7 protein-coding genes are annotated in these 11,783 nt (G+C 68.2%); 5 read left to right on the plus strand and 2 right to left on the minus strand.

Annotated features, from left to right (window positions below; translation table 11 throughout):
* The first annotated feature begins 18 nt into the window (after positions 1–18).
* Entirely contained in the window at positions 19–1,101 is a 1,083-nt protein-coding gene (lptF, locus tag AC5P65_RS04130; RefSeq protein WP_019660993.1) for an LPS export ABC transporter permease LptF, read from the plus strand.
* Positions 1,098–2,204: an LPS export ABC transporter permease LptG gene (gene lptG, locus AC5P65_RS04135; RefSeq protein WP_019660994.1), complete on the plus strand. Its 1,107-nt coding sequence runs from the start codon at positions 1,098–1,100 to the stop codon at positions 2,202–2,204. Before lptF ends, lptG begins: the two co-directional genes overlap by 4 nt.
* A 179-nt stretch (positions 2,205–2,383) precedes the next feature.
* On the opposite strand, the gene AC5P65_RS04140 is transcribed toward lptG, so the two are convergent.
* On the minus strand, positions 2,384–2,875 hold the full coding sequence (locus AC5P65_RS04140; RefSeq protein ID WP_021203465.1) for an RDD family protein: 492 nt from the start codon (positions 2,873–2,875) through the stop codon (positions 2,384–2,386).
* Positions 2,876–2,931: 56 nt separating this feature from the next.
* On the opposite strand from AC5P65_RS04140, the gene xerD reads away from it, so the two are divergent.
* Positions 2,932–3,909, plus strand: a complete 978-nt coding sequence (xerD, locus tag AC5P65_RS04145; RefSeq protein WP_021203464.1) for a site-specific tyrosine recombinase XerD — start codon at positions 2,932–2,934, stop codon at positions 3,907–3,909.
* A gap of 100 nt (positions 3,910–4,009) precedes the next feature.
* Positions 4,010–4,798 carry a DsbC family protein gene (locus AC5P65_RS04150; RefSeq protein ID WP_021203463.1) on the plus strand — a complete coding sequence of 263 codons (789 nt, stop codon included), beginning with the start codon at positions 4,010–4,012 and terminating at the stop codon, positions 4,796–4,798.
* Positions 4,799–4,917: 119 nt separating this feature from the next.
* On the opposite strand, the gene AC5P65_RS04155 is transcribed toward AC5P65_RS04150, so the two are convergent.
* Positions 4,918–7,017 (minus strand): glycosyl hydrolase family 18 protein, encoded by a 2,100-nt coding sequence (locus tag AC5P65_RS04155; protein WP_111097816.1) that lies wholly within the window; start codon positions 7,015–7,017, stop codon positions 4,918–4,920.
* Between the two features lie 804 nt (positions 7,018–7,821).
* On the opposite strand from AC5P65_RS04155, the gene purL reads away from it, so the two are divergent.
* Entirely contained in the window at positions 7,822–11,706 is a 3,885-nt protein-coding gene (gene purL / locus AC5P65_RS04160) for a phosphoribosylformylglycinamidine synthase (RefSeq protein WP_258014304.1), read from the plus strand.
* Positions 11,707–11,783: the final 77 nt, after the last annotated feature.

Raw genomic sequence — 11,783 nt, forward strand, 5'->3', positions numbered from 1 at the left:
AGTTTAAACCACCGCCCCATGCTGAAGCTCGACCGATACCTGCTGGGCGATTTCGTCCAGAGTTTCCTGGCTACCCTGATCGTCCTGCTGGTGGTCAGCGTGGGCGGCGTGCTGGTGGACATCCTCGGCAACATCGCCGACGGGCGCCTGCCGGCCAAGCTGCTGTTCTCGCAGCTGGGCCTGCAGTTCATCGCCTACCTGCCGCTGATCCTGCCGCTGGCGCTGATGCTGGGCCTGCTGCTGGCCATCGCCCGCCTGTACCGCGACTCGGAGATGGCGGTCATCACCGCGATCGGGGTAGGCCCAAAGCGGCTGCTGCGGCCGCTGCTGATGCTGGTGGTGCCGGTGGTGCTGCTGGTCGGCGCCTGCTCGCTGTGGCTGGGCCCGTGGGCCGGCCGGGTGGCAGAGCAGATGGTCATCGAGGCCAACCGCAGCGTGCTGATGGCCGGCCTGGAGCCGGGCCGTTTCACGCCGCTGCCCAACGGCGGCGTGGTCTACCTGTCCTCGATCTCGCCCGACGGCACCCAGCTGGGCAAGGTGTTCCTGCAGCGGCAGAAGGATGATCGCCTGGAAGTGGTTTCGGCCAACAGTGGCCGCATGTACTTCGAGGGCACCCGCCAGCGCTTCCTGGAACTGGATGATGGCCACCAGGTGGAAGGGCCCGTGGCCGGTGGGCTCGACTACCGGCTGGCGACCTTCGCCCGCAATGACGTGGCCCTGCCCGACGGCGCACAGACCCGCACCGAGGACGACCCGGAACTGATGCCGACCCTGAAGCTGATCGGCGATGCGCGCCCGCAGGCGCAGGCGCAGCTGCACCGTCGCATCGCACCGCCGCTGATCGCGCTGGCGTTCGCCCTGCTGACCGTGCCGCTGGGCCGCAGTTCGCCGCGGCAGCAGCGCTATGGCCGCATGATGCTGGCCCTGATGGCCTACATGGTGGGTACCAACCTGATGTTCATCGGCAGTGGCTGGATTGCCAACGGCAAGATTCCGGCCGCGCTGGGCCTGTGGTGGTTGACGGTGCCGCTGCTGGCGCTGGCGATCTGGATGTATGCACGTGATGGCCGCCTGGGCCACCCGAAGGGAGCCCGCGCATGAGGCTGCGCCCGATGCGTTTCGACCTGTACCTGGGCCGGTCGGTGTTCACCACGGTGCTGCTGACCTGGGCGGTGCTGGTCGGCCTGGACGTGGTGATGGCCTTCTCCGGCGAGTTCAAGGACATCGGCAAGAACGGCTATACGCTGGGCCATGCCGCCGCCTGGGTGCTGTACACGGTGCCGCGCCGCGCCTACACGATGTTCCCCACGGCCGCGGTGATCGGCGCACTGATGGGCCTGGGCCAGCTGGCAGCGACCTCTGAACTGACCGCGCTGCGTGCACTGGGCCTGTCGCGCAAGCGCCTGAGCGTTTCGGTGGCGATCGCGCTGTCACTGCTGACCGCGGTGATGGTGCTCAGCGCCGAGACGCTGGGCCCCTGGGGCCAGGACCGCGCCGATGCGCTGAAGTCCAGCGCCAAGTGGGGCCGGGATATCGCGACCAGCCGCTACTCCGGCCTGTGGGCACGCGAAGGCGATACCTTCCTCAACGCGCAGAGCGGCGAGGAGCAGCTGGTCGGTGACAAGGGCACCCGCCTGATCCTGCGCGACGTGCGTCTCTACCGCATTGCCGGGAACGGAGGGATCGCCTCGTTGACCCATGCCGCCACCGCCGAGCACGACAAGGACGGCTGGGTGCTGACCGGGGTGCGTCGCGACACCTTCGGCGAGCGTTCGGCGACCCGCCAGGAAGTGGCGCGCGAGCCGTGGAACTCGAATCTCGATGCGGCGGCACTGGCTACCGGCATCGCCAAGCCGCGCAACCTGAGCGTTGCCGAGCTGAGCACCAGCATTGCCTACCGCCAGCGCAACGGGCTGGATGCGCGCGATTTCGAGGATGTCTACTGGAGCCGCTGGTTCTACCCGGTGAACGTGCTGGCACTGTGCCTGGCGGCGGTGCCGTTCGCGTTTGGTTCGCTGCGCAGCGGCGGCATGGGCAAGCGCCTGTTCCTGGGCATCCTGTTCGCGCTGGGCTTCTGGCTGCTGCAGCTGTTCTTCGGGCGCATGGCCGGCGCGTTGAAGTTCGACTACCGCATTGCCTATGCGTTGCCGCCGATCGTGATGCTGGCGGTGTCCGGACTGTTGTTCCGGCGCAAGTCGGGCTGATTCTGGTAGCGCGGGGCCATGCCCGGCGCTACCGGGGCAATCCACCGCTTCGGCATCCGTGCCAGGACCACCAGCGTCCCGGCCCAGCGTGCTGGATTCTGTAGAGCCGAGCCCATGCTCGGCTGCTTTTTGCGCACCGCCTGCCAGCCGAGCATGGGCTCGGCTCTACAGGTCGTGCATCACCGTTTCGGCATGCGCACCAGACGGGTGCCGCTGGCGCGGTCGTGCCAGGTCAGGCGTTGACGGTCGACCCACGCCCACCAGAATCCCAGCCCGCCCAGCAGCAGTGACAGCGTACCTACCGCAAAGCGCAGCCACAGCTGGTTGCGCCGCAGTGGCGTGCCATCGCTCGATTGCACTTTAAGCCGCCATGGACGCATGCCCAGCGTCTGTCCGCCGCGGCGCCAGCTGGCCGTGGCGTACCACCCCGTGATCGCCCAGCACACCGCCCACAGCAGCCACTGCCAGGCACTGAATGGCGCGATGTTCTCGCGTTGCGCGTGGCCGCTGAGGGTGTAGGCGAGGGTGAATAGTGTGCCGGCGAGCATCCACAGTGCCAGCACCGGCAGTGCGTCGTAGACCATTGCCAGCATGCGCCACAGCAACAATGCGCGCGGATGGGGCATTTCGGTAGCAGCGGCAGAGGCCGTGTCGGTGGCAGGCTGGGACATGCGTCGAGCATACGCAAAGCTGGCCGTGCCCGCAGTGGCCCCCGTATCCTGCACGCATGGCCCATGTTTCCACCCCCGCCGAACGCCGCCAGCTGGTCCAGCAACTGCCCGAACTGCGCGCCGACGACAGCGCACGCATCCAGCGCTTCCTTGATGCGATCTGGGCCGAGAACGGCCTGGCCCGCGCCACCCTCGACAGCTACCGGCGCGATCTGGAAGGGCTGGCGCGCTGGATGGATGGGCGCGACGGTGGCCTGGCCGGCATCGAGCGCCCCGGACTGTTCGAGTATCTGGCCTGGCGCACCCGGCATGGCTGGTCGCCGCGCAGCAATGCGCGCCTGCTGTCGGCGTTGCGGGCGTTCTTCGCCGATGGCGTGCGCCGCGGCGAACGCAGCGAGGATCCCAGCGCGCTGCTCGACCCGCCGAAGTTGCCACGGCTGCTGCCCAAGGCGCTGGCCGAAAGCCAGATCGACGCGCTGCTGGCAGCGCCCGATACCGACAGCGCATTGGGCCTGCGCGATCGCGCCATGCTGGAACTGATGTACGCCGCCGGCCTGCGCGTGAGCGAGCTGGTGCTGCTGCCCGCGACTGCGGTCAACCTGCGCCAGGGCGTGCTGCGGGTCACCGGCAAGGGCAGCAAGGAACGGCTGGTGCCGTTGGGCGAGGAATCCCAGCACTGGCTGGAGCGCTACCTGCAGCACTCGCGGCCGCAGCTGGTCGGGAAGGGCAAGGTGCAGGCGCTGGCCGATGGGCAGACGCCGTTGTTCATCGAGCCGTCGCTGCATGCGCTGACCCGGCAGGCGTTCTGGCACCTGGTCAAGCGCCATGCGCAGGTGGCCGGCATCGACCCGGCGCGGATCAGCCCGCACGGCCTGCGCCACAGCTTCGCCACCCATCTGCTCAACCGTGGTGCCGACCTGCGCGCGTTGCAGATGCTGCTCGGCCACAGCTCGCTGTCCACCACCCAGATCTACACCCTGGTAGCGCGCGAGCACCTGCAGAAGCTGCACGCCCGCCACCATCCGCGCGGCTGAGCAGGCCCCTGAATCCCGGCCACAAACCATGGGCGGTGCCGCTGTCCGGTACCGCCGGCTGTGTCAGAATCCAGGGTCTTCTTCTGTCGCGGATCATTCCATGCTCCGATTTGCCATCGCCGCCGTGTTCGGTGCGCTCAGCCTGACCGCCTGCGCCCAGCCGGCCCCGCCGGCCGCCAAGGCGCCTGCTGCTGCCGCTGCGGCCAAGGCCGCCCCCGCCGCCAACGCGTCGGCCGACCAGGCGGTACGTGCCGCGTTGACCGCGCTCAATCCCGGTTTCCAGGTGGATTACATCGGTGCCGCACCGTTCCCGGGCTTCCGTGAAGTGGTGGTCTCCGGCCAGCTCCTGTACGTGTCCGATGATGGCCGTTACCTGTTCCAGTCGCAGCCTTACGACACCCGTGCCAAGGGCCCGGCCAACAGCGAAGGCCTGCTCGGCTACCGCCGCGATCTGCTGGCCAAGGCCAACCATGGCGACCGCATCGTGTTTGCCGCACCGAACGCCAAGTACACCATCAGCGTGTTCACCGACATCGAATGCGGCTACTGCCGCAAGCTGCACCAGGACATCGCCGAGCTCAACCGCAACGGCATCTCCGTCGAGTACCTGGCATTCCCGCGCATGGGCCTCGGCAGCAAGGACTACACCGACATGATCTCGGTCTGGTGTGCGGCTGATCGCCGCCAGGCACTGACCAACGCCAAGCGCGGTGGCAGCGTGCCGGCCAAGAACTGCACCAACCCGGTGGCGATGCAGTACGCACTGGGCCAGCAGCTGGGCGTGAACGGCACGCCGGCGATCTTCGCGCCGGACGGCACCCAGCTGGGGGGCTACCTGCCGCCGGCACAGCTGCGTGCGGCGCTGGAAAAGCTGTCGGCCAAGCGCTGACGCGACCGACCTTGTTTCTGTAGAGCCGAGCCCATGCTCGGCTGATGTTTCCGCAGCCGAGCATGGGCTTGGCTCTACAGGTAGGAAGCCGGGGGAGCGCAGCACCCCCGGCTTTTTTCTTACTTCAGGCCATCACTGACCGCCTTGGTCAGCGTGCCCTGCGCATCGTCACCACTGAACTCCCAGACGAACGCGCCGCCCAGGCCCTGGGTCTTCACGTAGCCCATCTTGCGGGTGATGTTGGCCGGGGTGTCGAAGCTCCACAGCGTGCTGCCGTTGTAGATCCAGGTGGCACCTGCGGTGTTGTCGGTGTAGCCCGGCCACGCCAGGTTCTTCAGCACCTTCCAGTCTTCGATGCCGGCTTCATACGTGCCCGGGGCAGCGCCGGTCGCGGTCTGGTACAGGCCGTTGTTGGCGTTGGCCACACCGGTCCAGCCACGCCCGTAGTAGCCGATGCCCAGGTTGAGCTTGGCCGCGGGCACGCCGCGGCTGATGAAGGCTTCGATGGCGTCGTTGCTGTTGTACAGCTTCTGGTCGCCGGTGGACGGATCATTGGGCGAATCGAACAGCGCCGACTGGTGATTGGTCTTCGCATCCCACGCGCCGTGGAAGTCGTAGGTCATCACGTTGATGTAGTCCAGGTACGGGTGGTACGCGGCCGGATCGGTGACGCGGATCTTGTCGATGCCGGCGCCCACCGCCACCGTCAGCAACAGGCCCGGACGCACCGCATCGAGCTGGCGGCGGAACTCGGCCATCAGCGCGGTGAAGTTGGCGTTGTCTTCCGGCTTGCCGCATTCGATGCCGCAGGCCACCGGGTATTCCCAGTCGATGTCGATGCCGTCGAACACACCCAGCGCGGCACCGGCACCACCGGCACCGTCGGTCACTGGCAGATTGCCCTTGATGTACGCGTCGATGCACGAGGCGACGAAGGCCTGGCGGTTCTCCGGGCGCGCTGCGCTGGAGAAGCCGCGCGACCAGGTCCAGCCACCCAGCGAGATCAGTACCTTCAGGTTCGGGTACTTGGCCTTGAGCTGCTTGAGCTGGTTCCAGTTGCCGCGCAGCGGCTGGTCCCAGGTATCGGCGCTGCCGCTGACACTCTCGGCGGCACTGAAGGCCTTGGTGTAGTCGGCGAAAGCATCGCCACCGGCACCGCTGTTCGGATCCGAGGGTTGGGTGACGCCCACTTCGCAACGGTTGTTGCGCACGTTGCCGAACGCGTAGTTGATGTGGGTCAGGCGCGCGGCCGAACCGCTGCTGTCGATGTTCTTGACCCGGTAGTTGCGGCCGTAGATGCCCCACTGGGTGAAGTAACCGATGACCCGCTTGCCGGTGGTTCCGCCGTCGCCGGCCAGCGTGGTGGCGCTGATCTCGGTGCCCTGCGCTGAGGCATTGCCGGCATTGTCGCGGGCGCGTACGCGGTAGCGGTAGGTGGTGGATGCAGTCAACCCGCCATCGACGTAGCTGGCACTGGACGGTGAACCGACCAGGCTGCCGTTGCGGTACACGTCATAGCCGGCCACGCCGCTGCCACCGGTGTTGTCGGTGGACGGGCTCCAGCTGAGCGCGATGCTGTTGGCGGTACGGGTGCCGACCGCCAGCCCGCCCGGCACGCTCGGCGCGGTGGTGTCGCCGCTGGCGGCGTTGACGGTGATGGTGATGGTCGCCGTGCTGGTGGTGGCGTTGTTGTTGTCGGTGGCCACCGCGCGCAGGGTGTGGCTGCCGGCGCTGGCGTTGGCCCAGCTGGCCGCATACGGCGCACTGGTGGCCACGCCGAGCATGCTGCCATCGCGGAAGAACTCGACCTTGGCGACGCTGCCGTCTGGATCACTGGCGGTGGCGGTCACGTTCACCGTGCTGCCGGCACTGAAGGTGGCACCGTTGGCCGGCGAGGTCAGGCTGACCACCGGCGGCTGGTTGGCGCCGCCGCCATCGCAGGCGCCGAGGTTGGTGTAGTAGGGCGCGCCGGCCGGATGGTCCGGCGGCGCGTTCCAGATGTCCTGGTTCGCCCGATAGAGGACGCCTCCTTTCTGCAGGGTATCGCCGGCCCGGTAGATCTTGGCCTGGTCCCATTCGGCCACCCCGGCACAGCTGGCGGCCTGCGCCAGGCCGGGCAGGACGGCGGCACCGGCGGCCAAGGCAAGCAGCCAGGCCAGGCGGCGGGGACGACAGCTTCGGGTCGAACGTTCGGCACTGCGCACAATCGGGTCGTACATGGGTAAGTCTCCGATCAAAGGGCGCGCGGGCCCCGATGGCGCCGCGCGTGACGCAGGTCCGGGCATCGCCGGGGAAGGCGACGGAGGGGCCGGACGGAGGTACCTGGGAGGCCGGGGAGAGAGTCCGGCGCCAGGTAGGGACAACGTTGTCATCAATCGTGTGGTCAATCCGTGAGCAAGCGCATGGTTCGGGGAATCGGGCGGAGAGCGCGCTGCGCGCGGTCGGCGGCCATCGGCGGAGCCCCTCGTGGCTGGGGCTTTCCGCGAACAGCGGATTTCTGGGGGTTGGCCGGGCGGGTGGGCTGCGCAGGGGACGCTGCAAGTACGTCCATGTAAGCTCGGTCGCCGCATCCATGCGGCTCACGCCCCTGCGCAGCCCACCCGCCCGGCCACGGACAGGTTCCTGCGCGGCCAGCCACGAAAGACAGAAGAAAAAACAAAGGCAAAAGCCGGTCGCTGCGCTCTTCAATGCCTGATTTCTGACATTTCCTGGGTGCCGGCCAGCGGCCGGCACTACCGGGGAGCATTCACGCATGGCCGCAGATCGCGGAAATCTGTCGGGGGCGGGGTGGTGGGGGCCAGCAGGACCGTTGGCGCCATGGATGGCGCCATCGAGCCCCCATGGATGGGTTTACGGCGTGTCCTGCTGGCCCCCACCGCCCCGCCAGCCCACAGGAAGCCAGCTCTTGCTGTTGCTGTTGCCGTTGCCCTGGCCTCGGCGGGTGCCGGGCGCCGCCCGGCCAGAGCCCTTCCCCCGCTTCCGGTACAATGTCGGGCCCGTTTCCCAACTACGGTTCCCCGGACATGATGGTCCTCGAGGGCGCGCCCGCCCTGTCGCCGTTCCGCCGCGAACGTCTTGAATCCCGCCTGCAGTCCATCGCTCCCTCCCTGCGCATCAGCGGTGCCTGGCACGTCTACTTCGTGCAGCCCGAAGGCAGCGCCGCCCCCGACCTGACCACGCTGTGCCGCATCCTCGAAGCGGCGCCGCAGGCCGAAGCCGTGGCCGAAGGCGCAGTCAGCCGCATCGTGGTGCCGCGCCTGGGCACGCTGTCGCCGTGGTCGAGCAAGGCCACCGAACTGGTCCGAGGTGCCGGCCAGCCGGTCAGCCGGGTCGAGCGTGGCCTGCGCATCGACGTGCAGGGTTGGCCGGCCGATGCCGCCGCCCAGCAGGCGCTGGTCAAGGCGCTGCACGACCCGATGACGCAGTCCGTGCTGGAGACCGTGGAACAGGGCCAGGCGCTGTTCTCGGCACCGGCCCGGGGTGAACTGGAGCGCGTGCCGGTGGACCAGCTGGAGGCCGCCAACCAGCGCCTCGGCCTGGCCATGGCCCAGGACGAGATCGACTACCTGCGCGAGCGTTTCACTGCGCTGGGCCGGTCGCCGTCGGACGTGGAACTGATGATGTTCGCGCAGGCCAATTCCGAGCACTGCCGCCACAAGATCTTCAACGCCAGCTGGACCATCGACGGCCAGGAGCAGGACCGCTCGCTGTTCCGGATGATCAAGAACACGCACCAGCAGACCCCGCAGCACACGCTCAGCGCGTACAGCGACAACGCCGCGGTGATTGAAGGCCATCCGGCGTCGCGTTACCGCCCGGATCCGGCCAGCGGCGAGTACCGCCGCGAGCCGCAGGTGCCCAGCGCGTTCCAGATCAAGGTGGAAACGCACAACCACCCGACCGCGATCGCGCCATTCCCGGGCGCCTCGACCGGTGCCGGTGGCGAGATCCGCGACGAAGGCGCGACCGGCCGCGGCGGCAAGCCCAAGGCCGGCCTGACCGGCTTCTCGGTTTCGCACCTGCGCATTCCGGAACTGCCGCAGCCGTGGGAGGCGCCGCGCGCGCTGAACCCGCGCATGGCACCGGCGCTGGAAATCATGACCGACGGCCCGCTCGGTGGCGCGGCGTTCAACAACGAGTTCGGCCGCCCGAACCTGCTCGGCTACTTCCGCAGTTTCGAACTGCCCGAAGGCGCCGATCTGGTGCGCGCCTACGACAAGCCGATCATGCTGGCCGGTGGCCTCGGCGCGATCGACCGCGTGCAGGTCGACAAGATCCCGCTGCAGGCCGGTGATGCGGTCATCGTGCTGGGTGGCCCGGCGATGCTGATCGGCCTGGGCGGCGGTGCCGCCAGTTCGGTGGCCTCCGGTGAAAGCGCCGAGGACCTGGACTTCGCCAGCGTGCAGCGCGACAACCCGGAAATGGAACGCCGCTGCCAGGAGGTCATCGACCGCTGCGTGGCGATGGGCGCCGACAACCCGATCAAGTTCTTCCACGATGTCGGCGCAGGTGGCCTGTCCAATGCCATCCCCGAACTGCTGCACGACTCCAGGGTCGGCGGCGTGATCGATCTGGGCAAGGTGCCCACCGATGATCCGTCGCTGTCGCCGATGCAGCTGTGGTGCAACGAATCGCAGGAACGCTACGTGCTGGGCGTGGCCCAGGAGCGCCTGGCCGAGTTCGCCGCGCTGTGTGCTCGTGAGCGCTGCCCGTTCGCTGCAGTTGGCGTGGCGACCGCCGAGGAACATCTGGTGGTGGCCTATGGCGCCGTGCCGGGCCACACCCCGGCCGACGCACCGATCGACCTGCCGATGGACGTGCTGTTCGGCAAGCCGCCGAAGATGCACCGCGACACTGCGCACCCGCCGGCACCGCGCTGGCCGGCGCTGAAGACCGGTGGCCTGGATCTGCAGGAAGCAGGCCTGCGCGTGCTCGCGCACCCGACGGTCGCCTCGAAGAACTTCCTGGTCACCATCGGTGATCGCAGCGTCGGTGGCCTGACCGCACGCGAACAGATGGTCGGTCCGTGGCAGCTGCCGGTGGCCGACGTGGCGATCACCCTGGCCGACTTCGACGGCGTCGCCGGCGAAGCGATGTCGATCGGCGAGCGCACCCCACTGGCCCTGCTCGATGCGGCTGCTTCGGCACGCATGGCGGTGGGTGAAGCGCTGACCAACCTGTGCGCGGCGCCGGTCGATGCGCTGGATGAGATCAAGCTGTCGGCGAACTGGATGGCCGCGGCCGGCCACCCGGGCGAAGACGCACTGCTGTACGACGCGGTGAAGGCAGTGGGCATGGAGCTGTGCCCGCAGCTGGGCATCAGCATCCCGGTGGGCAAGGACTCGTTGTCGATGCAGGCGCAGTGGCACGACCAGGGTGAGGCGCACAAGAGCGTGTCGCCGGTGTCGCTGGTGATCTCGGCGTTCGCGCCGGTGGCCGACGTGCGCCAGCAGCTGACCCCGCTGCTCGACCGGGAGGTGGACAGCGAGCTGTGGCTGATCGGCCTGGGGGCCGGCAAGCAACGCCTGGGTGGTTCGATCCTGGCCCAGGTGCATGCCGACCACAGCGAACTGCCGGCCTTTGCCGGTGCCGCCCCGGACCTGGACGATCCGCAGCGCCTGCGGGGTTTCTTCGAACTGATCCGCGATGCGCGCCAGTCCGGCCTGCTGCTGGCCTATCACGACCGCAGCGACGGCGGTGCCTTCGCCGCGTTGTGCGAAATGGCCTTCACCTCGCGCCTGGGCCTGGACATCACCCTCGATGCCTGGGGTGACGATCCGTTCCGCAGCTTGTTCAACGAAGAACTGGGTGCGGTGGTGCAGATCGCACGCGAAGACCGCGCCGCGTTTGCCGACCTTGTCGAACGCCATGCATTGACCGAATGCGCGCAGCGCATCGCCAAGCCGACCACCGCACCGGTGGTGCGCGTGTCGCTGGGTGGCGAAAACCTGGCCGAATGGCGCTGGGAAGCGTTGTTCGACGCGTGGTGGTCGGTTACCCACGCGATGCAGAAGCGCCGCGACAATCCGGCCAATGCCGACGCAGAGCGCGAGGTGGCACGTGCCTTCAACGCACCGGGCCTGAAGCCTAAGCTCAGCTTCGATCTCAACGAAGACGTGGCCGCACCGTTCATCAGCAGCGGTGCGCGCCCGCGCGTGGCCGTGCTGCGCGAGCAGGGCGTCAATGGCCAGATCGAAATGGCCAACGCCTTCGAACGCGCCGGCTTCCGCGCCTTCGACGTGCACATGAGCGACCTGATCGAAGGCCGCGTGGCGCTGCAGGACTTCACCGGCCTGGTGGCCTGTGGTGGCTTCAGCTATGGCGACGTGCTCGGTGCCGGCCGTGGCTGGGCTACCTCGATCCTGGAGCGCAGCGCACTGCGTGATGCCTTCGCGGCGTTCTTCGCACGCGAAGACAGCTTCGCGCTGGGCGTGTGCAATGGCTGCCAGATGATGAGCCAGCTGAAGAACATCATTCCGGGTGCCGAGCACTGGCCGCAGTTCCGCCGCAATGCCAGCGAGCAGTTCGAAGCCCGTACCGCACTGCTGGAAGTGGTGGAGTCGCCGTCGATCCTGCTGCGTGGCATGGCCGGCTCGCGCCTGCCGGTGGCGGTGGCGCATGGTGAAGGCCAGGCAGTGTTCGACACGGCCGTCGACCAGGCCGCGGCCCGCGTCTCGCTGCGTTACATTGATGGCCATGGCAACGTTGCCAGCCAGTATCCGCTGAATCCGAATGGTTCGCCGGATGGCATCACCGGCCTCACCAGCAGCGACGGCCGGGTCACCATCATGATGCCGCACCCCGAGCGCACCCCGCGCGCGCTCAACATGAGCTGGGCGCCGGCCGAATGGCAGGGTGATTCGCCGTGGATGCGCATGTTCCGCAACGCACGGGTGTGGTGCGGCTGATCGCAGCATTGCGCGCACGGCGCAATGCCATCGCGTATGGAAAACCCGCCGCGTTGCCGGCGGGTTTTTCTTTGCGC

It is taken from the genome of Stenotrophomonas sp. YJH_SMC_48-3 (assembly GCF_059369375.1).